We start from the raw sequence: 19,391 nt of genomic DNA, 5'->3' as shown, positions 1-19,391 counted from the left end.
GCAGGCAAACCGGGCAACAGCGCCCGGTTCGACCTTCCATCAGCCCCCACTAAACTGGACCGGTGACGCAATCTTCCATCCCCGCGGATGCTGCCCAGGGAACTGCCCCCCGTACCGACCTCTGGAAGCCGGTCCTGCTGCGCTCGGCGGCTGCCCTGGTGTTCGGCGCAGTGACGGTGTTTTGGACTTCGCCTTCCGTGGAGGTCATGGGCTGGGCCGGAGGCCTCTACCTATTGGCGACGGGTGTACTGTCCCTCCGGAGTGTCCCGGCGGCGGGTTTCGCCCGAAATTCCGCCCCTGGAAAGCTGCTTTCCGCCGCTGGCGCCGTCCTGGCCGGGGCTGGTTTTGCGGTGGTCCTGCTGCACAGTGACCTCTTGTTCGCAGTCATTGCCGCGCTGGGGCTGGGCGTGGCCGGTGTATTTGAGCTTGCCTGCGGCCTTCAGCGCCGGGGGCGCCACGTGCTGGCCCGGGACTGGATCGCGTCGGGCATCATCGGGATCGGCACCGCCATCCTGCTGCCGTTCTTCGTCAACCTCGGGGCCCATGCCCTGCTGGGTGTTGCCGGGGGAGGGGCCATTATTTCCGGCGTCCTGTGGGTCCTGTCCGGCCTGACCCTCCGGCACGATGCCCGCACCGGCGCAGGAAAGCCGTAAACTAGGAGGAGCGCCCTTCTACTTTCTGTAGAAATGCCGGGGTGCGACACCGCAATTCGTAAACCAGGTGGCCGTACGCCGCCTGCAGGGAGGAACCACCGTGGCTGACCAGCATCAAGGAAAACCGCGCAAGCTGCGGACCTCGGTGAAGGGGCCGCTGATGTTTTCGGCGTTCTGGGCCGTCGTCGCCTTCGTTGCGGTGCTGATTTTCGCCTCCGGGGGAAGCGCCCGCGCGCCCCGCTTCGACCTCGCCTTCACCGCCGCCGGCATCGCCTTCATCGTGACCCTGGTCATCGCCGCAATGCTGTCCATGAGCTACAAGGAGAACGCCGAACACCTGGGCAAGGGATCGGGCGTCAACCTGAGTTCGGCGCCCAAGGCATCCCCCCATGGAGGTCCCGGCCGCCAGAACCCGCCGGCATCCGGCGACGGCACCGACAGCACGCCCCAGCGCTAGCGGCACACCTGCGCCAAAGCCCCAGGCAGCCTCAGCCTGCTAATTCGCTGCCGCCTGCCTGGCCCGATACGCGGCCACATGTGCCCGGTTGGCGCAGTTTCCGGTGTCGCAATACCTCTTGGACCGGTTGCGGCTCAGGTCCAGCACGGCGGCATCGCAGTCTTCTGATTCGCACGTGCGCATCCTGTCCATTTCCTTGCCGCGGATCACGTCCGCGAGGGCCATGGCTGCCTCGGTGCTCATCCGGTCCGCCAAGGGAGCATCCGGTGCCGTGGCGTGCAGGTGCCAGTCCCAACCGTCGTGCTTCATGAGCTGGGGAAGCGCATTCGCATCCCGCAGCAGCCGGTTGACGGTGTCGACCGCCGCGTCCTCATCCGCCGTCCAGACTGCCGCCAGTTCACGGCGCAGCTCCAGCACGCTTTCCAGTTCCGCGTTATCCCGGCGCCGGCCGCCCGAAAACCCCTCAGCGGCCAGGAAGGCATCGAGGTCCTCGAGGGTGGCCAGTCCCTCCCTGCCATTCGCCGCCGTGTTGATGAGGTTCACCACCGTACGCAGCGCCACTTCCGTGTCAGGGGCGAAAACCATGTTGACTCCTTACAGTGCCCGGGCGTAATGTCATGGGCATTACCCCATTTTACTCCTGACAGGAGGCGACGGTGCCTGCCGCCAAAGACCACATCCCCACCACGGAGCTGCCCGCCGGACGCCGAGGCTTCCTGGCACCCGGGCTCGGGATTGCGCTGTTCTCCTCCGCTGTCTTCGGGCTGTCCGGATCCTTTGCCAAGTCACTGCTGGAGACCGGCTGGTCGCCGGGAGCTGCCGTCACCGCCCGCTTGACGGGTGCGGCCCTGATCCTTGCACTGCCGGCCGCCGTCGCGCTCAAGGGCCGCTGGCACCAGCTGAGGGACAATTGGCTAACCATCGTGCTGTTCGGGCTTATTGGCGTGGCGGCCTGCCAGTTGTTCTACTTCAACGCTGTGGCACGTTTGTCCGTGGGCGTGGCACTCCTGCTGGAGTACCTGGCCCCGGTGCTCATCGTCCTGTGGCTCTGGGCCGCGAGCCGCCGGCGCCCCCGGCTGCTGACCTCCGGCGGGACACTCCTCTCCCTGGCCGGCCTGGTGCTGGTCCTGGACCTCACGGGCGCCGTCAAGGTGGATCTGGTGGGGGTTCTTTGGGGCATGGCGGCCGCCGTTTGCCTGGCCATCTACTTCTTCATCACCGCCAAGGAAAACGACACCTTACCCCCCATCGTGCTGGCGTCAGGGGGACTCATGACGGGCGCTGCCGTGATGTGGCTTGCAGCCGCCACCGGCCTGCTGCCCATGGCCTTCAGCACCGCGGACACCACCCTTGGGTCCTGGACCACCCCGTGGTGGGTGTCCCTTGCCGGGCTGGTGGTGCTGGCCACGGTACTCGCCTACACCTCGGGCATCATGGCCGCCAGGGCGCTCGGCTCCAAGGTTGCATCCTTCGTGTCGCTCACCGAGGTCCTGTTTGCCGTGCTGTGGGCGTGGCTGCTGCTTGGGGAACTTCCCGGTGCCATCCAGCTCCTCGGCGGAGTCCTGATCGTTGGCGGTGTGGTCCTGGTCCGGCTTGACGAGCTTCGCGCCTCCGCAGGCGCAGCGGGTACGAAAGTCCAGGCGTCGCCGCTGGAGCACGCGAACGACGTCGAGCCCGTCCCCTAAGCACGTGGGCGCCGTCGTCGGCCGCAAGAAAGAAAAGGCAGGGACACCTCATGGTGTCCCTGCCCCCGCCGGGCGGCGGTAAAGCCTAGTGGGAGGCCTGGCTCTGCTCTTCGGCGTTGCGCTTGGCCTGTGAGCCGGCTTCCTTCAGTGCCTCGGCAACCTTGGTCAGCATGGCGGTGTGGGTACCGGACCACTCGTTGCGGAACTTGGTGGCGTCCGGACCTTCCCAGTTGGTGCTGCTCAGAACCTTCGTGAGAGTGGACTTCTGCGTCTCGATCTCGGACGCACCTGCCTGAAGCTTGCTGCCGAGCTGGCGAAGCTGCTCAACGTCTGCACCCCAAATAGCCATCAGTTTCTCCTTGTTAGGTGTGTGGATCCGAACAAGATCGGCATCCCCAGCGGCCCCCCGGCTCATCCGGAAGATCCATTGCCTAGAACCTATCCCGGCCCCCAAACAGTGTCGATGGGCAGCCCTGCCCATGCCGGGCTCCCCATGGACGCCGGGTGAAGACCATGAAAAAAGGGTCGATCCCAGGCGTTGGAAGAGCCTAGCATGGCGTTATGTGCCGGAATATCCGAACCCTCCATAACTTCGAGCCGCATGCCTCATCCGAGGAGGTGCATGCGGCTGCGCTGCAGTACGTCCGCAAGATCAGCGGCAGCACCAAGCCGTCAAAGGCCAACCAGGAGGCCTTTGACGACGCCGTCCATGAGATCGCCCACATCACACAGCACCTGCTGGATTCGCTGGTAACGCAGGCGCCGCCCAAGGACCGGGACGCGGAAGCGGCCAAGGCCAAGGCGCGTTCCGCAGTGCGTTTCGGCGCGGCCTGACCGCGGGGGTCAGCCGCCGGGGCTACTTGCCGAAACTTCGCAGCCGCAGCGAGTTGGCCACCACCAGTACCGAGCTGGCGGCCATGGCCGCGCCGGCGATCATCGGATTGAGCAGCCCCAGGGCGGCCACCGGGATGCCCACCGCGTTGTAGAAGAACGCCCAGAACAGGTTCGTCTTGATGGTGCCCAGCGTCTTCCTGGACAGCTCAATGGCCTGCGCCACCTGGGCCAGGTCGTTGCCCATCACCGTCAGGTCCGCGGCCTCGATGGCCACATCCGTGCCCGAACCCATCGCAATTCCGAGGTCGGCCTGCGCCAAAGCAGCGGCGTCGTTGACGCCGTCCCCGGCCATGGCCACCGTGGCGCCGCCGGCCTGGAGCTTGCGGACTGCCTCGACTTTTCCTTCGGGCAGGACGCCGGCGTAGATATCCTCCGGAGCAATCCCGACGACGGCAGCCACCCGGGCGGCGACCGCGGCGTTGTCGCCGGTCAGCAGGATGGGCCGCAGGCCCAATGCCTTCAACCGTTCGACGGCGGCGGCGGAACCTTCCTTGACAGTGTCCCGGAGGCTGATGATTCCAGCAGCCTTCCCGTCCACGGCGACGCAGATGGTTGTCGCTCCGCCCTGCTCAGCGGATGCGAGCAGGGCCTGCCGGCGGGCGTCCAGGACGATCCCGTTCTGCTCCAGCCAACCGCTCCGCCCTGCCATCACGGCCATGCCCTCAACGGTGCCCGACACTCCGCCGCCCGGGGCGGAACTGAACCCCTGCACGGCCGGCAATGTCCCGGCGTCGCCCGCTTTGCCTGCGGACACTGACGTGGCTGCTGCTGCGATGGCGCGGGCCACCGGGTGCTCCGAGGCGGCCTCGACGGCGCCTGCAAGCCGAAGGACGTCCCGGTCCTGGAAGCCTGGAAATGCTGCCGCGGCATCCACGGCCAGGACGCCAGTGGTGACCGTACCGGTCTTGTCCAGGAGGATGGTGTCCACGGTGCGGGTGTCCTCAAGGACCTGCGGGCCCTTGATCAGGATGCCCAGCTGCGCGCCGCGGCCGGTACCGGTGAGCAGGCCGACGGGCGTGGCCAGGCCCAGTGCGCAGGGGCAGGCAATGACAAGGACGGCGACGGCGGCGGTGAACGCCTGCCGCAGGTGGTCCCCGTCCGCGGCCGGCCCGGCGAAGAGCAGCCAGAGTACGAATGTCAGCACCGCCAGCGCCAGGACTACCGGCACGAAGACGCTGCTGATCCGGTCCGCGAGCCGCGCGATGGGCGCCTTCCCGGTCTGGGCTTGTGACACCAGCCGCGCCATCTGGGCAAGGGTGGTTTGGGCGCCCACCCGGGTAGCCCTGACCAGCAGGCGGCCGGACGTGTTGATGGTGGCACCTGTCACGCGGCTGTCCGGGCCTACCTCGACGGGGACTGATTCACCCGTGACCAGGGACGCGTCAACGGCCGAGGCGCCGTCCACCACCACGCCGTCTGTGGCAATTTTCTCTCCTGGCCGGACCACCAGGAGGTCGCCCACCTGGAGCAGGTCGGCGGAAATCTTCTGCTCTGTGCCGTCGCGCAGGACCGTGGCATCCTTGGCACCCAAATTCAGCAGGGCCTTGAGGGCATCGCCGGCCTTCTGCTTGGCATTGGCCTCCAGGTACCGGCCCAGGAGCAGGAAGGTGGTGACGACGGCCGCCACCTCGAAGTACAGGCCGCCGGTCATGCCCTCCATGCCGGGGTGTTCGGTCATGCGCGGATCTGCCAGCAGCTGCCAGGCCGAAAACAGGTAGGCCGCTGCCACCCCAAGCGATACCAGGGTGTCCATGGTGGATGCCAGGTGCCGTGCATTGACGGCCGCCGCGCGGTGGAAGGGCCACGCCGCCCACGTGACCACTGGAAGGGCCAGAGCCGCCGCAACCCACCCCCAGTTGGGGAACTGGAACGCCGGGACCATGCTGACCAGGAATACCGGAACTGTCAGGATGGCTGCCAGGATGAGCCGCGGACGGAGCTCGGCGGCGGGCATTGCGGCAGGTTCAGCAGCTGTATTTTCGCCGCCCGTCGGCTGCTGCCGGCGCACCTTCGCCTGGTAGCCGGCCGCGTTGACGGTCTCCACCAGTTGCTCGTCGGTGATGCCTGCCGGGACCGTGACGTACGCGGACTCCAGGGGCAGGTTGACCGTTGCGGCCACGCCGTCGAGTTTGCCGAGCTTCTTTTCCACCCGGTTGACGCAGGACGCACAGGTCATCCCTTCGATGTCGAGTTCGACGACGCGGGTGCCCGGTGGGTGCAGCAGTTCCTGGTGGCTCATGGCAGCTTTCCGGTAGTGGGAGGGTGATCAGGCTTCGTTGGCAACCACCAGGTAGCCGGCCTCGGCCACGGCTTCGCCGATTTCCGCGGGGGACAGTTCCTTGCCGGAGGTGATGGTCACGGTGGAGATGCCGCCGGCGTTCAGGTCCACGTTCACTGCTTCAACGCCTTCAAGGGCTTCGAGTTCTTCGCTGACGGCCGATACGCAGTGTCCGCAGGTCATGCCGGAGACGCTGATGGTCGTGGTGGTGGGGGCGGTGGTGCTCATGGCTTGCTCCTTCTTGTGGTGCCGGCGGTGGCCGGGTTGGGATGGTGGTGGCGTCAGCGAAGCAGGCGGCCGATTGCGTCGGCAGCTTCCTTGACCTTGGCATCGATGGCTTCTGCCCGTACGTCGGGGTCTGGTTCGGAGGCGGCCCCCACCACACAGTGGCCGATGTGTTCCTCGACCAGCCCCAGGCTGACGGCGTGCAGGGCCTTGGTGACGGCGGCAACCTGGGTCAGGATGTCGATGCAGTATTTGTCCTCGTCCACCATCCGGGCTATGCCCCGCACCTGGCCTTCGATGCGCTTCAGGCGGCGGAGGTAGGCGTCCTTGTTTCCCGTGTACCCGTGCTGAGGGGCAGCGCCTTCCTCCATAGCCGGATGTTCGGCGTCCACAATGGCTTCCCCGGTAGCGTTCATGCAGTCAACATATACCCCTTGGGGGTATATGCACAAGTACCCCGGGGGGTAATTTAAAGGTGCCGATAGCACCCCCTCATGGCACAAAAAAGCTCCGGAGTGCGTTATTGGGGGATACGCACTCCGGAGCAGCTCTTGGGCAATTCCTGCTTCCACGGTAGGTGGATCGGCCTTGCTTGAATCAGCTTACTGGCTGGTACGGCACCGCGCCAGCACCCCGAATAACTACTTTCGCTTTACTTTAGCGGGGCCCCGAAGAAGGGGTTTTGCCCCCGGGAGCACCCATCACGGCCGGTTCTCGTGGGCGGGCATCCGGTAGGGAACCACCAGCACGGGCCGGCTCTGGTGGTGGCTGAGCCATGTGCCCACGGCGCCGCTGAGGGCTTCCGAGAGGCGATGGGTAAACCCCCGTTCCGGGGTACCCACAATGATCAAGGGTGCGTCCATTTCGGCGGCCAGCTGCCCGAGTGCCCGGGCCGGGTCCCCGGTGAGGGTGCGGAAGGACCACTCCGGCGGTCCAGCGCCCGCCGGCAGCTGGTCCAGGGTGGACTGGACCAGCGCTTTCAGCTCGGTTGTCAGTGCCAGCATGTCGTCATCCACTCCCGGGTGCCGGGACAGGCGGTGGGCGGAACGGGCCGGATCCCACTCGACCAGGTAGCTGGCTTCATCTACATACGCACAGACCAGGGGTGCCGCCAGTCGGGCAGCGAGGGCAGCCGCAGTCTGGATGACCTCCGGGTGCTGATTCGGCATGATGCCCACCAGCAGGGGAGCTCCATCGAAGTTTTCCCACGTCATGCTGCCCATTGTGCGCCAGTCAAAGACCTTGTGAACAGGTACGTTAGGCCCGGGCACGTTTCAGGCGTTGCCGGGCGGATGCTACGGGGCAGCTGGGGAAGCGGTGACCACAACGTTCTTGCCCCACGGGTCCTCGGTAAAGCAGCTGATGAGGACCAGGCGGTTGGGCACCATGTCCCAGACGGCGCTGTCCTTGAGGCCGGACTTCAGGTAGGTGGTAACGCTGTCCACCTGGTAGCTGATGGACCCGGCGGCGGTTTCCAGATCAAAACGGTCACCAACGGCGGCCGCCGAGCTCAAATGGTTAAAGGGAGCGTCCGCACCCTCCCAGCTGTGGCCTATGACGTACGTGGTGTTGCCGGATCCCTTGCCCGGCGTGCCGAAAGCTGACAGCCAGTAGCCGTCCTTCGTAGCGGGGGGCTCAATGGTGCGGCTGGATTGTGCTTCGCCGTCCAGGTCCAGCGGATGGAGGGGCACATCGAAGGCGGCGGCCGGGTACCGGATGTGGATCGGCTGGGCGGCCGGCGGCAGGACGGCGGCTGCCGGCGCTGGATTCACCACGGGCTGGGGCTGGGCGGCCGCTGTTCCGGTGGCCTGCGGAATGCCGGTCTCCGCCATCGGGGCTGCCGCCCCCGCAGGCGCAGCGGCGGCGCGTACGCCGGGAGCCGACGCGTGGATGCCGGGGACCGTCAGCAGGGGGGCCTCGTGGAAGAGGGGTGCGCCAGCCGTGAAGGACAGGAAGGTGAGGACGCCGCAGCCAAGGATGGCCAGGTCGCCTTTGGTCCACCGTTGCCGGGGCGGCCACCTCGTGAGGCCCCGCCCGGGTGCTGCGTGCCGGCGTCGGTCCTGTGGCATGGCATCTCCTCACGGGTGGCCTGGGGAAAGGAAGGAAGGAAGGCGCCCTGCCGGGCACTGGCAGGGCGCCTTCCTTGTCTCTAAGCCACCGGGGTGGCGGATTGTGGGCTAGCGGGTGGTGTGCAGCGGACGTGGCCGACGGCGTACCCCCACCATCGCTCCTGCGGCGGCCAGTGCTCCCAGGCCAGCAAGCCAGCCGGGTGTGCTCTCAGCCCCAACGGCCGTTTGGGCGTTGTAGCCCTGGTTGGTTCCCACGCTGACCGGGGCTGCGGCGGGAGCGGCCTGCGGGGCTGCCTTGGGGGCAGCGGCCGGGGTCAAAGCCGCCGAGACGTTGGTGTTGCCGCCGCCGGTGTTGTCGGTGCCGCCTCCGCCGGTGCCGCCGCCGGTGTTGTCGGTGCCGCCTCCGCCGGTGCCGCCGCCGGTGTTGTCGGTGCCGCCTCCGCCGGTGCCGCCGCCGGTGTTGTCGGTGCCGCCTCCGCCGGTGCCGCCGCCGGTGTTGTCGGTGCCGCCTCCGCCGGTGCCGCCGCCGGTGTTGTCGGTGCCGCCTCCGCCGGTGCCGCCGCCGTTGCCGCCTCCGTTGTTGCCGCCTCCGCCGCCGCCGCCGTTGCCGCCTCCGTTGTTGCCGCCTCCGCCGCCGTTGCCGTTGCCGCCGCCGTTGCCGCCGCCGTTGCCGTTGCCGTTGCCGTTGCCGCCGCCGTTGCCGTTGCCGTTGCCGTTGCCGCCGCCGTTGCCGTTGCCGTTGCCGTTGCCGCCGCCGTTGTTGGAGCCGCCGTTGCCGCCGCCGTTGTTGGAGCCGCCGTTGCCGCCGCCGTTGTTGCCGCCGCCGTTGCCGTTGCCGCCGCCGTTGTTGGAGCCGCCGTTGCCGGTGCCGCCGCCGTTGCCGCCAGCGTTGGAGCCGCCTCCGCCGTTGCCGCCAGCGTTGGAGCCGCCGTTGCCGGTGCCGCCTCCGCCGTTGCCGCCAGCGTTGGAGCCGCCGTTGCCGCCAGCGTTGCCGCCGCCGTTGTCGGTGCCGCCTCCGCCGGTGCCGCCGCCGTTGTTGCCGCTACCGCCAGTATTGTTGGCGCCGCCGTTGTTGGTTCCGCCGTTGCCGTTCCCGCCAGTATTGTTGGCGCCGCCGTTGTTGGTTCCGCCGTTGCCGTTCCCGCCTGTGCCGTTGACATTGACCAGCGGTATCAGCGCGCTTCCGCCGGAGTGGGTGATCACCACTGGGTCGGAAGCTGCGATGGCAGGCGCTGTGAGGCTGATCAGGCCGAGCCCAACCACCCCCAGTGTGGCTAAGGTGCGTTTCATGTCTTCTCCCCATATGTGTGCGTCAAACGGACCATGGCGGGGGACGGCCAGCGATTGCGCCGTATGCCCCAGCAGCACGGTCAGCTTGCTTTGAGATTTCAGGCTAGGGGCGCCGCCTGGGGCAGTCGCCAGTAGGGGGTACTCGTCTTTCTGCGGGGCTGGCGGCCCAAGTTACCTGCCAGTACCCTAAAGCCGGCCCGCGCCACCTGCTTCCGCGGCGGGACCTTGTCCGCAGTGCGGGCCGCGCCTACCGTTTTAACTGAAGCAGGGAGGGGGAATCGTGGAAATCTACATGTGGTGGCTGGACCTGGACCTGGCCAGCAAAGAGTGGCTGCGGCAGAACCTCCGCGCACTGGAGTTGCCGCTTCCGGTACTCCAGGGGATTGCGGAAGCCGGCGGCCCGCATCCGGGCAATCCCGCCGCCGTGCTGACCGCCGCTGACTGGGACTTCATCGAAACGCAGTCGGAATTCGTGGACTAACCCCTTGTCCGCCCGCTGTCCCACCGGTGGCGGGCTCAAAACCGTTGCGCGTTGCCCCTGACGGTGGTTGCATGGTCCGCATGGCAACGGCGGCAGAATCCTTCATCCTGGCAATCGGCACCAAGAAAGGGCTGTGGCTCGCCACCAGCCGGGACCGGCGAGAATGGTCCTTCAGCGGCCCCCACTTCCTCATGGCCGAAATCCCCAGCATCGGAATCGATACCCGGGAGGGCCGCACCAGGATCCTGGTGGGAGTCCGCAGCCCGCACTGGGGACCCACCGTTGCACACTCCGATGACCTTGGTGCCACCTGGTCCGAGCCGGAACACGGCGCCATAACCTTTCCTGGCGACACCGGCGCCGCCGTGGAGCGCGTATGGCAGATCTACCCGGACGCCGAGTCCCGGCCCGGGGTGGTGTGGGCGGGGGCGGAGCCCATCTCCGTATGGAAATCGACCGACGGCGGCGAGCACTTCGAGTTGAACCGGGGCCTGTGGGACCACCCGCACCGCAGTGAGTGGGGAGCAGGCTACGGCGGTGCGGCGGCACATTCGATCGTGGTGGACCCGGCGGGCGAAACCGTGCACGTCGCCATGAGCACCGGAGGTGTGTACCGCTCGCTGGACGGCGGGTCGTCCTGGGAAGCGCGCAACAAGGGCATCTCGGCCTACTTCATGCCGGACCCCAACCCGGAGTTCGGCCAGTGCGTGCACAAGATCGCCGCGGATGCCGCCGTCGAAGGACGCCTCTACGCACAGAACCACCACGGGGTCTACCGGACCGACGACAATGCCGACAGCTGGAACTCCATCGCGGAGGGCCTGCCGGCCGACTTCGGCTTCGTCATGCTGACGCATCCGCGCCGGGACGGCACCGCCTGGGTGATACCGCTGAAGGCCGACGGCGAACGCATCCCTCCGGACGGAAAGCTCGCCGTCCATCGCACGGACGACGCCGGGAACACCTGGATGGGGCTCAGCGCCGGCCTCCCCGAGCAGGAATACAACAGTGTGCTCAGGGACGCTGCCTCGGTGGACACGGCCGAACCGGCCGGGGTCTACTTCGGCACGCGGGGCGGGACCGTCTACGCGAGTGCTGATGAAGGGGAGACGTTCACGGAGGTAGCGTCCCACCTGCCGGACGTCCTCTGCGTCCGGGCGGCAGTGGTAGCCGGTGCCTGAGATTTCGCTGCTGTTGCCCAGTGTCCTGCAACCCCTGGCCGGCGGACAACCCGTGCTCTCCACTCCGGCCGACGGGCCGGTAACGGTGGGGCACCTGCTCGATGCCGTCGCCGCCGACTATGCCGTGCTGGGACGCCGGCTCCGGGACGAGACCGGGGCGCTGCGCAGATTCGTCAACATCTACGTCGGCGGTGACGAGGTGCGGCGGCTTCAGGGCCTGGAAACCGAGGTAGCGCCGGGCCAGGAAGTGCTGGTTATCCAGTCTGTTGCGGGCGGCTGAGCGGCGGCTGGAGCCGTTGGCGCAAACCGAGTGCAAAATCGTTGACAATTTCGTCCGCGATCCGTAGCGTCGGTTTCGTGCAGTGGTGATCAACTGCATCCATTCCTAGCGATGATGCAACAGGAAGGTACAGGGTGGCCGCGAGCCTGAGCCTCAAGGACGTCAGCCTGCACTTCGGCGGGGTCAAGGTGCTGCAGGACGTCAGTTTCGACGTCGAGCCCGGCGTGATCTTCGGCCTGGTGGGCCCGAACGGTGCCGGCAAGACATCCCTGTTCAATTGCATCAGCGGCCACTACAAGCCCAGTTCCGGTTCAGTTTCCATCGACGGGACCGAGGTGTCCGGCAGTGCCCCGTCCCGGATGGCACGCCTTGGACTTGCCCGCACCTTCCAGCACCCGGCGCTCCAGCTGAACGCCACAGTCCTGCAGAACGTGCTCCTCGGGGGCCACACGCGGCTGCCAGGCGGCCCGGTCTCGTGGGCGCTGCGGATGCCGTACACCGTCCGCGCCGAGCGCGCCGTCCGCGCCGAGGCACTCGACCTCCTGGCCAACGCCGGGCTGGGATGGGCGGCGGACGTGCCTGCCGACGAACTGTCCCACGGGCTCCACAAGGGCATCGAGCTGTGGCGGGCGCTGCTTTCCAGGCCCACGTTGCTCCTTCTCGATGAACCGGCAGCCGGCCTGTCGCATGGGGAGGTTGAACAGCTCATCGCCACCGTGAAGCGCCTCCGCGCTGAGCAGGACCTCACCATCATCATCGTGGAGCACCACATGGGACTTATTTCCGCTCTGACGGACCAGGTGGTGGTCCTGGACCACGGGCGGAAGCTGATGTCGGGAACCGCGGCGGAAGCCCAGTCCGATCCCCGCGTCATTGAGGCCTACATCGGAAAGGACGCCGCGGATGACGCTGCTTGAACTGACCGGCGTCACAGCGTCCTACGGCCCCGTGCAGGTCCTGGAGGGGGTCTCCCTCAGCGTCCCGGAGGGCGGATCCGTGGGTATCCTGGGCGCGAACGGTGCGGGCAAAACCACCACGCTCCGGGCCATCAGCGGCAGCGTCCGGACCGGCGGCAGCATCCGGTTCGATGGCAGGGACATCAGGGGCCTCCGGCCGGACCAAGTGGCAGCACTCGGCGTAGCACACGTACCTGAAGGGCGGGGCACCCTGGGCCAGCTGAGCGTGCGGGAGAACCTGATGGTGGGCTCCTACCTGCGCAAGGACCGGAAGGCCATCGCCGGTGACATCGACTACTGCCTGGACCTGTTTCCGCAACTGCAGGACAGGGTTGGCTCGCGGGCAGCAGCGCTTTCGGGCGGCGAACAACAAATGCTCGCGGTTGGCCGCGCCTTCATGGCCAAACCCAAACTGTTGCTCCTGGACGAAGCCTCGCTGGGGCTGGCACCGAGCACCGCCAAAACGGTGTACCAGGCCATCCGGCGGCTACGGCTCGAATCCGGGATCGCGATGCTGGTGGTGGAACAGAATGCAAACCTCGCATTCTCCCTCGTGGACACCGCCACCGTCCTGGAAACGGGCCGGAATGTCCTCACCGGAACCTCGGCCGAACTCAAGGGCATGGACGAAATCCGCCGCGCCTACCTGGGGGGCTGACCGAATGGGAACCTTCATCCAACTCGTCGTCGACGGCCTGGCCACCGGCTCCATCTACGCGGCCCTGGCCCTGGCAATCGTGCTGGTGAACCAGGCCACCGGCCTGATCAACTTCGCGCAGGGCGGCATGGCGGTGCTGTCCGCCTACCTCGCCTACGCGTTCGTGCAGCTCGGCCTGCCGCTCATCCTGGCCATCATCATTGCCATTGTCCTGTCCTTCCTCTTCGGCGCACTGGTGGAACGTTTCCTGATCCGGCGGTTTGAACGGGGAGATCCGGACACCGCAGTGGTGGTGACAATCGGCCTGCTCACCCTGGTCACCGGTATCTGCGCGGTCCTGTGGGGCTACAACAACCTGGGGTTCCCGTCGCTCTTCCCGCTGACCAGCGTTGAAATCCTCGGGGCCGTCGTCAGCGTCAGGTCCCTTGCCACCGCCGTGACCATCGTTGTGATCATGGTGGTCCTGCAACTGCTCTTCCTGCGCACCAAGCTGGGACTGGCCCTCCGCGCCGTTGCCGACAACCCGGCGTCGGCCGCTTTTTCGGGCCTGCCGGTGGGCCGCCTGCTCATGGTGGGCTGGGGACTCGCTGCCACCCTGGGGGCGATTGCCGGCGTCCTGGTTGCTCCGCAGCTGACGTTGACGCCCGGCATGCTGGACACCGCCCTCGTTTACGCGCTCGCCGCCGTGATCCTCGGCGGCCTGACCAGTCCCATCGGCTGCGTGGTGGCGGCATCCGCAATCGGTGTCCTGGAAAACCTGGTGGCCGTCTACGTTCCCCTCATCGGCCACGACCTCAAAATCGCCGTGCCCTTCGCGCTGATCTTCGTCATCCTCATCGTCCGTCCCCAAGGCCTGTTCGGCAGGAAGGTCGTGGTGAGGGTCTGATGAATGCCGCTGCCGCCACTGCACGCAGGCCATGGGTCCGGGTACTCCTCGCCGCCCTCGCGGCCATTGTGCTGATCGTGGCCCCACTGGCCCTGCCGGCCTTTGCGAACCAGACGCTGGTCCGCATCGGTGTCTATGCGGTGGCGGTGCTCGGGCTGAACATCGTCATGGGCTACACCGGCCAGGTCAACCTCGGGCAGATCTTCTTTGTGGGGCTGGGAGCCTATGTCACCGCCTACGGCGTCAACCACGGCTGGAACATCCTGCTGGTGTTCGTCGCGGCCTGCGCCGTGGCCGGTGTGGTGGGGCTGCTGGTGGCCCTCGCGGCCGCACGCCTGGGCGGCCTGGCGATCGCGATGGTCACCATCGCCCTCCCCATCGTCGGGGTACCCCTGGCCAAGCGCCTCTCCGAATTCACCGGCGGCTCGCAGGGGATCTCCGCACGGTTCACGGACGCCCCCGACTGGTCCGGGCTGGACAACGACCAATGGCAGTTCTACATCGTCCTGGTGGTGGCAACCGCGGCCTTCCTGCTGGCGCGGAGCCTGGTCCGGGGCAAGTACGGGCGGGCGTTCGCGGCGGTCCGGGAGAACGAGGCTGTCGCGGCCTCCATGGGCATTTCCCCCTACCGGACCAAGGTGCTCGCCTTTACCATCGCCTCCATCTTCGGCGGGGCCAGCGGCTTCCTGTACCTCGCCGCCGTGCAGTACACCTCGCCTGAGACGCTCAGTTTCGGCCACTCCATCAGCCTCCTGGCCGCCATGGTCATCGGCGGCGCGGGCAGCATCGCCGGGTCCCTCCTTGGCGGCGCCTACTACGTCTTCGTCCCACAGCTGACCAACGCCATCGATCCCAACCTCACCACCGTCAGCCAGGGCGCCATCCTTCTCGCGGTGCTGTTCCTGCTGCCCGGCGGCCTGGTGAGCGTGCCCCGGGTGGTGCGGCGGCTGACCCGCCGGACCGGTGCCGGCCGCTCCACGGGCCGCCGGTCCTCCGCCGGCCCGGTTCGGGAGACTTCCCAGCAGACCGCTCCAGCGCACCGCCCGGTTCCGGACGATGCGCTGGAGGGACATGAACAAACAGAGAGGCAAGATGGACCATGAACATGAGAAAGAAGCCCGGCGGGGTACTTGGCATCGTTGCCGTGACAGCCGCCCTCGCGCTCTCCCTGTCCGGCTGCAGGGGCGATAGCGGCGGCCAGGGCGGCGGCGGTTCTGCGTCCTCTCCCGGGATCACGGACTCGGCGATCACGCTTGGCATCACCACCCCCCTTAGCGGCGCCACCGCAGGGCCGGGCAAGTGCACCGTGGCCGGCGTCTCGGCCTACTTCGGTGCCGCGAACGCCGCCGGCGGCGTGAAGTTTGGCGACGGCAAGACGCGAACCGTGAACATCAAGTCCTACGACGACGCCTACGATCCGCAAAAGTCGCTGGCCAACTTCCAGCAGATGGTGTCGGACAACGTCTTTGCCGCCACGGCCGGCCTGGGCACCCCCACCAACCGTGCTTTCCGCGACGCCGCGATCAGCCAGAAAGTCCCGCAGGTGCTGGTGATGACCGGTGACCCGCTCTTCAGCGACCGGAAGCAGAGCCCGTGGCAACTGGGCTTCGTGCCCATCTACCAGAATGAGGGGGGCGCCTTCGGCAAGCTCCTGGCGAAGTCGGGCGCGCAGCACAAGGTGGCCATCCTGTCGCAGAACGATGACTACGGCAAGGGCTACGTTGCCGGCTTCAAGGAAGCCATCCAGGGAGCATCCAACATCTCGGTGGTGGGGGAGCAGACTTACGAGGCCACCGACACATCCGTTGATGCCCAGCTCACCCAGCTGGCCTCCTCCGGAGCGGACGTCTTCTTCAACGCCATGTCCATCACGCCGCTGACCATCGCCGCGCTGCAGAAGGCGCAGCAGATCGGCTGGAAGCCCAGCTGGTTCCTGCCCTCCAATACGTCCAGCCCCACTGCGATCCTTGAGCCCGGCGGTGCTGCCGCCTACCCCGGCATCTACTCGGTGTCCTTTGCCAAGGCACCGCAGAGCCCTTCGTTCGCCAAGGACCCCGACGTCGTGAAATTCCTTGACGAACTCAAGAAGTACGGGAACTACCCGGATATGCCGGCCTTCCCGCACTGCATGTGGAGCTACATGGTGGGCGCCACCCTTGAGAAGGCGTTCCAGAACATGAAGGAACCCACCCGGGACAGCTTCATGACGGCGCTGCGGGACATCAAGGACCTGAAGGCGCCGCTGATGCTGGAAGGTACGTCGGTCAACACCACGGTGGACGGCCAGCCGGCAGTGTCCTCGGTGGTGGTGCAGAAGTACAACGGCAAGGGCTACGCAACGGCCGAGAACTTTGGCTGACCAGGGCGGTATCCGCTAGGCGCGGGCGGCGCTCGGCTCCGGCCGGGCGCCGCCCCCGGACTCGAGGGTGTCCACCAGTTCCAGCCCGCGCCGGGCCCACGCGATCTCCACATGGGCCCGGTCCACCAGGCCCTCGTAGGTAAACCGCTTAAAGGCTATGGTCCGTTCACGGTCGGCCGGATCCGTTACGGCCAGGCGGCGCACCAGCATTGGGTTGTCCACCTGGTCGATGCGCTGGAGTTCACCCTCCCACTGGGCGAGTTCGGACTCCCACTGGTCCATATGCCGGCGGAAGAACGCCCGCGCGGCCTCCGGTGACGCTGCTTCCAGGTAGGCGGCCCGCAGGTGGGCGGGGTCGCGGACCCGGGCGTACTCCAAGGGGGTCTGCATCCAGTCAAGGAAGGCCTGGTTTCCGGTATCCGTCACGTGGTACAGCCGCCGCGTGGCGCGCTGGCCCCGGGGCTGCTCCTCACCTTCGATGAGGTTTTCCGCCTCCATCTTGCGCAGCTCAGGGTAGATCTGCGAGTCGGGGGCGTGCCACACGTGGCCTACCGACATGGAGAACTGCTTTTGCAGTTCATAGCCTGACAGCGGGCCCACGCGCAGCAGCGCAAGCAGCGCGTACCGAAGGCTCATGCGGTACTCCTCCAAGGGCTCAAGGAAGGTGCGGGGGCGCACGCGCCCCCGCACTCCGGGGTCCCCAGCCTAGGCCGACTGGTAGTTCGTCCGCCACCCGCCGTGGTAGGTGGCGCGGGCCACGGTCGAGTAGGGCACGGGGCTGACCACCGCACGCACCTCGGTCTGCACATGGGGTTCGACGGCGGCCTTGGCAGTGCCGCCGTTGGGCTCACCCCATACCACCTTCAGTTCCGTGCCTTCGGGAACGTTGGGATCAATCGTTGCAAGCGAGAGGGCGCGGCGTTCGTTGGCGCTGTAGCCGGTGAACATCGAGTAGCCCACCACGGTTCCGTCGGCGTCCACCACGGAGTCGTAGTTGGCCGAGCCGTAGTTTGCCAAGGGCAGGTCGAAGAACTTGTAGCTGGGTCCGTCCACATCGAACAGCGACGCGAAGATGGAGGTGACATCTTCGGCGTCCCAGGCCAGGGTGACTTTCCTGCGCTGGGCGGCGGGGTCGATTTTCTGAAGCGCGTCCCGGCCGATGAAGTCGTGGTCGAATTTCACGAACGAGCCGTAGCCCAGCTCCCACGGGGTCAGGTAGTAGTCCTCGATGTTCCCGGACACAAAGGATCCTGCCAGGGTCCCGGTTGCTTCGTAGCCATCTGCCGGCAGCCATTCACGGTAGCCGCGCTCTGCTTCGCCGGTGTAGATGGCGGGAAGGGGAGACGGGATCCAGCCCGATTCGAGGGTGTTGGACGGGTACGCCCGGGAACCGACGGGGACCAGTCCGAACTCGGCTCCGGCGTCAACGATCGCGTCGCGGATGCGGTCGTGGTCCGCGTACGGTCCCCACACCTCCAGTCCCGGCGCGCCGGCCATGCCGTGGCGCAGCGTGCGGACCGTGGTGCCGGCAATGGTCATGGTGGACATGTTGAAGAACTTGAGCTGCTCCAGGGCTCCGCCGTTGAGTTTTTCGATCACCTGCCAGGCGTTGGGTCCCTGGATCTGGAAGCGGTAGTACTGGCGGGTCACCGGGTGGCCGTACGGCCGCGACGGGGAGCGCCGGTCCACGGTGATGTCCAGGTCCCGGTAGCCGCCCGTTTCGCCGTGGTAGAGCAGCCAGTTGGCCGCCGGGGAGCGGCCCACGTACACGTACTCGTCGTCCGCCTCGTGGAAGAGGATGCCGTCGCCGATCACGTGCCCGGACTCTGTGGTGGGCACGTACTGCTTGGCTTTGTTCACCGGGAAGGTGGCGGTGGAGTTGATGGCGGTCGCCGTGATCAGCTTGATGGCGTCCGGGCCTTTCAGGAACAGGTTGTCCATGTGGTGGGACTGGTCGTACAGCACAGCCGTCTGACGCCACGCGGTCTGCTCCTTGATCCAGTTCTGGAAGTCGGCCGGCACCACCGGGTAGATGTAGGAGCCGATCTGGGAGTTGCGGAGGAGATCCACGGCCCCTTTCGACGCGTCGAGGACTTCCTGCAGGTTTTTCGGTGCCACGTTGAACCTCTTGTTCTGTATCGGATTGTTGGTGGGTCTCAGAAGACGATGGTCTGGTTGCCGTGCCGGATGACCCGGTCTTCGGCATGCCACTGGACGGCGCGGGAGAGCACCGCGCGTTCCACGTAGGCGCCCCGCGCCTGGAGGTCCTGCGCCGAGTGGGCGTGCGTCACGCGGGCCACATCCTGTTCGATGATGGGCCCCTCGTCCAGGTCCTTGGTTACGTAGTGCGAGGTGGCGCCAATCAGCTTGACGCCCCGGTCCTTCGCCTTGCGGTAGGGGGCGGCGCCCACGAACGCGGGCAGGAAGGAATGGTGGATGTTGATCAGCGGTACGGAAACCGCGTCCAGGAATCCGGGGGACAGGATCTGCATGTACCGGGCCAGCACCACGAAGTCCACGTTCCCTTCCAGGAGCTTCAGGATCTGGGCTTCGGCCGCGCCTTTGTCCGGACCGGCGGAAGGGACGTGGAAGAACGGGACACCAAAGGACCGCACGTCCTCCGCCGTGTTGGTGTGGTTTGAGATCACCATGGGGATGGTCACCGGCAGTTCGCCCCTCCGGTGCCGCCACAGGAGTTCGAGCAGGCAGTGGTCTGAGGTGGAGACCAGGATGGCCATGCGCTTGGGGATGGAGCGGTCGGTCAGCGTCCAGGCCAGCCCCAGGGGCGTGAGCGTCCGGGCGAGGTCGGCCTCGATCCCGGGCATGGCGGCGGACAGGTCCGGCCGGTTGAAGACCACCCGCTGGAAGAAATCACCCGACGAAGGATCACTGGAGTATTGGTCCAGGGACACGATGTTTCCCCTGTTGCGGGTCACCAGGGCGGCTACGGCAGCCACGATGCCCGGCTGGTCCGGCCCGTGGACGATCAGGCAGGACTGGTCCTTGCGGGATTCGGTGTGCAGGACCATGGCTTGCCGC

At 67.1% G+C, this 19,391-nt stretch carries 23 protein-coding genes; 12 read left to right on the top strand and 11 right to left on the bottom strand.

Annotation, left to right across the window (positions count from 1 at the left end; all coding sequences use genetic code 11):
- The first annotated feature begins 62 nt into the window (after window positions 1-62).
- Together NIBR502770_RS17655 and NIBR502770_RS17650 are read left to right on the top strand one after the other, a co-directional pair.
- The gene (locus tag NIBR502770_RS17655) at window positions 63-653 is read left to right on the top strand and encodes a hypothetical protein (protein ID WP_210418883.1); all 591 of its coding nucleotides are present in this window, start codon (window positions 63-65) and stop codon (window positions 651-653) included.
- Between the two features lie 100 nt (window positions 654-753).
- On the top strand, window positions 754-1,110 hold the full coding sequence (locus NIBR502770_RS17650) for a hypothetical protein (protein ID WP_141182816.1): 357 nt from the start codon (window positions 754-756) through the stop codon (window positions 1,108-1,110).
- A gap of 39 nt (window positions 1,111-1,149) precedes the next feature.
- Here the strand turns inward: NIBR502770_RS17650 and NIBR502770_RS17645 are convergent, their stop codons facing one another.
- A complete protein-coding gene (locus NIBR502770_RS17645) occupies window positions 1,150-1,695 on the bottom strand; it encodes a CGNR zinc finger domain-containing protein (RefSeq protein WP_141182815.1) in 546 nt (181 codons plus the stop codon).
- A gap of 71 nt (window positions 1,696-1,766) precedes the next feature.
- On the opposite strand from NIBR502770_RS17645, the gene NIBR502770_RS17640 reads away from it, so the two are divergent.
- A complete protein-coding gene (locus NIBR502770_RS17640) occupies window positions 1,767-2,795 on the top strand; it encodes a DMT family transporter (RefSeq protein ID WP_141182814.1) in 1,029 nt (342 codons plus the stop codon).
- An 85-nt stretch (window positions 2,796-2,880) separates the two neighbouring features.
- On the opposite strand, the gene NIBR502770_RS17635 is transcribed toward NIBR502770_RS17640, so the two are convergent.
- On the bottom strand, window positions 2,881-3,144 hold the full coding sequence (locus NIBR502770_RS17635; RefSeq protein WP_110545130.1) for a WXG100 family type VII secretion target: 264 nt from the start codon (window positions 3,142-3,144) through the stop codon (window positions 2,881-2,883).
- Window positions 3,145-3,356: 212 nt separating this feature from the next.
- On the opposite strand from NIBR502770_RS17635, the gene NIBR502770_RS17630 reads away from it, so the two are divergent.
- Window positions 3,357-3,629 carry a DUF2277 domain-containing protein gene (locus NIBR502770_RS17630; protein WP_141158864.1) on the top strand — a complete coding sequence of 91 codons (273 nt, stop codon included), beginning with the start codon at window positions 3,357-3,359 and terminating at the stop codon, window positions 3,627-3,629.
- Window positions 3,630-3,651: 22 nt separating this feature from the next.
- On the opposite strand, the gene NIBR502770_RS17625 is transcribed toward NIBR502770_RS17630, so the two are convergent.
- The 6 genes from NIBR502770_RS17625 to NIBR502770_RS17600 all read right to left on the bottom strand — a co-directional run bounded on the left by NIBR502770_RS17625 (window position 3,652) and on the right by NIBR502770_RS17600 (window position 9,551).
- On the bottom strand, window positions 3,652-5,928 hold the full coding sequence (locus NIBR502770_RS17625; protein ID WP_141182813.1) for a cation-translocating P-type ATPase: 2,277 nt from the start codon (window positions 5,926-5,928) through the stop codon (window positions 3,652-3,654).
- 27 nt (window positions 5,929-5,955) lie between these two features.
- Window positions 5,956-6,195: a heavy-metal-associated domain-containing protein gene (locus NIBR502770_RS17620; RefSeq protein ID WP_141158866.1), complete on the bottom strand. Its 240-nt coding sequence runs from the start codon at window positions 6,193-6,195 to the stop codon at window positions 5,956-5,958.
- 53 nt (window positions 6,196-6,248) lie between these two features.
- Entirely contained in the window at window positions 6,249-6,608 is a 360-nt protein-coding gene (locus NIBR502770_RS17615) for a metal-sensitive transcriptional regulator (protein ID WP_371416470.1), read from the bottom strand.
- Between the two features lie 285 nt (window positions 6,609-6,893).
- Complete coding sequence (locus NIBR502770_RS17610) at window positions 6,894-7,406, bottom strand: universal stress protein (RefSeq protein ID WP_141182812.1); 513 nt, start codon at window positions 7,404-7,406, stop codon at window positions 6,894-6,896.
- Window positions 7,407-7,487: 81 nt separating this feature from the next.
- Window positions 7,488-8,261, bottom strand: coding sequence for a class F sortase (locus NIBR502770_RS17605; RefSeq protein ID WP_141182811.1), 774 nt, complete (start codon window positions 8,259-8,261; stop codon window positions 7,488-7,490).
- Between the two features lie 108 nt (window positions 8,262-8,369).
- Complete coding sequence (locus tag NIBR502770_RS17600; protein ID WP_141182810.1) at window positions 8,370-9,551, bottom strand: hypothetical protein; 1,182 nt, start codon at window positions 9,549-9,551, stop codon at window positions 8,370-8,372.
- 280 nt (window positions 9,552-9,831) lie between these two features.
- Between NIBR502770_RS17600 and NIBR502770_RS17595 the strand changes: the two genes are divergently transcribed.
- The 8 genes from NIBR502770_RS17595 (at window position 9,832) to NIBR502770_RS17560 (ending at window position 16,352) form a co-directional block, all read left to right on the top strand.
- Complete coding sequence (locus NIBR502770_RS17595) at window positions 9,832-10,032, top strand: hypothetical protein (RefSeq protein ID WP_141158870.1); 201 nt, start codon at window positions 9,832-9,834, stop codon at window positions 10,030-10,032.
- A gap of 71 nt (window positions 10,033-10,103) precedes the next feature.
- Window positions 10,104-11,213, top strand: coding sequence for an exo-alpha-sialidase (locus NIBR502770_RS17590; protein ID WP_141182809.1), 1,110 nt, complete (start codon window positions 10,104-10,106; stop codon window positions 11,211-11,213).
- Window positions 11,206-11,493 (top strand): MoaD/ThiS family protein, encoded by a 288-nt coding sequence (locus NIBR502770_RS17585; RefSeq protein WP_141182808.1) that lies wholly within the window; start codon window positions 11,206-11,208, stop codon window positions 11,491-11,493. The genes NIBR502770_RS17590 and NIBR502770_RS17585 overlap by 8 nt, the downstream gene beginning before the upstream one ends.
- A gap of 134 nt (window positions 11,494-11,627) precedes the next feature.
- A complete protein-coding gene (locus tag NIBR502770_RS17580; RefSeq protein WP_141182807.1) occupies window positions 11,628-12,410 on the top strand; it encodes an ABC transporter ATP-binding protein in 783 nt (260 codons plus the stop codon).
- Complete coding sequence (locus NIBR502770_RS17575; RefSeq protein WP_141182806.1) at window positions 12,397-13,107, top strand: ABC transporter ATP-binding protein; 711 nt, start codon at window positions 12,397-12,399, stop codon at window positions 13,105-13,107. Before NIBR502770_RS17580 ends, NIBR502770_RS17575 begins: the two co-directional genes overlap by 14 nt.
- Window positions 13,108-13,111: 4 nt before the next feature.
- The gene (locus NIBR502770_RS17570; RefSeq protein ID WP_141158875.1) at window positions 13,112-13,993 is read left to right on the top strand and encodes a branched-chain amino acid ABC transporter permease; all 882 of its coding nucleotides are present in this window, start codon (window positions 13,112-13,114) and stop codon (window positions 13,991-13,993) included.
- Window positions 13,993-15,096, top strand: coding sequence for a branched-chain amino acid ABC transporter permease (locus NIBR502770_RS17565; RefSeq protein ID WP_141182805.1), 1,104 nt, complete (start codon window positions 13,993-13,995; stop codon window positions 15,094-15,096). Before NIBR502770_RS17570 ends, NIBR502770_RS17565 begins: the two co-directional genes overlap by 1 nt.
- Window positions 15,097-15,098: 2 nt before the next feature.
- A complete protein-coding gene (locus NIBR502770_RS17560; RefSeq protein WP_141182804.1) occupies window positions 15,099-16,352 on the top strand; it encodes an ABC transporter substrate-binding protein in 1,254 nt (417 codons plus the stop codon).
- A 15-nt stretch (window positions 16,353-16,367) separates the two neighbouring features.
- Here the strand turns inward: NIBR502770_RS17560 and NIBR502770_RS17555 are convergent, their stop codons facing one another.
- From NIBR502770_RS17555 to purU, 3 genes are all read right to left on the bottom strand, one after another.
- Window positions 16,368-16,988, bottom strand: coding sequence for a PadR family transcriptional regulator (locus tag NIBR502770_RS17555; RefSeq protein ID WP_141182803.1), 621 nt, complete (start codon window positions 16,986-16,988; stop codon window positions 16,368-16,370).
- Window positions 16,989-17,057: 69 nt separating this feature from the next.
- Window positions 17,058-18,470, bottom strand: a complete 1,413-nt coding sequence (locus tag NIBR502770_RS17550; protein ID WP_141182802.1) for an aminomethyltransferase family protein — start codon at window positions 18,468-18,470, stop codon at window positions 17,058-17,060.
- A 38-nt stretch (window positions 18,471-18,508) separates the two neighbouring features.
- Window positions 18,509-19,381, bottom strand: a complete 873-nt coding sequence (purU, locus tag NIBR502770_RS17545; protein ID WP_141182801.1) for a formyltetrahydrofolate deformylase — start codon at window positions 19,379-19,381, stop codon at window positions 18,509-18,511.
- Window positions 19,382-19,391 lie beyond the last annotated feature (10 nt).

This window comes from Pseudarthrobacter sp. NIBRBAC000502770 (assembly GCF_006517815.1).
In the GTDB taxonomy this organism is placed as follows: Bacteria; Actinomycetota; Actinomycetes; order Actinomycetales; family Micrococcaceae; genus Arthrobacter; species Arthrobacter niigatensis.
This window is presented reverse-complemented; position numbering and strand designations above follow the sequence as displayed.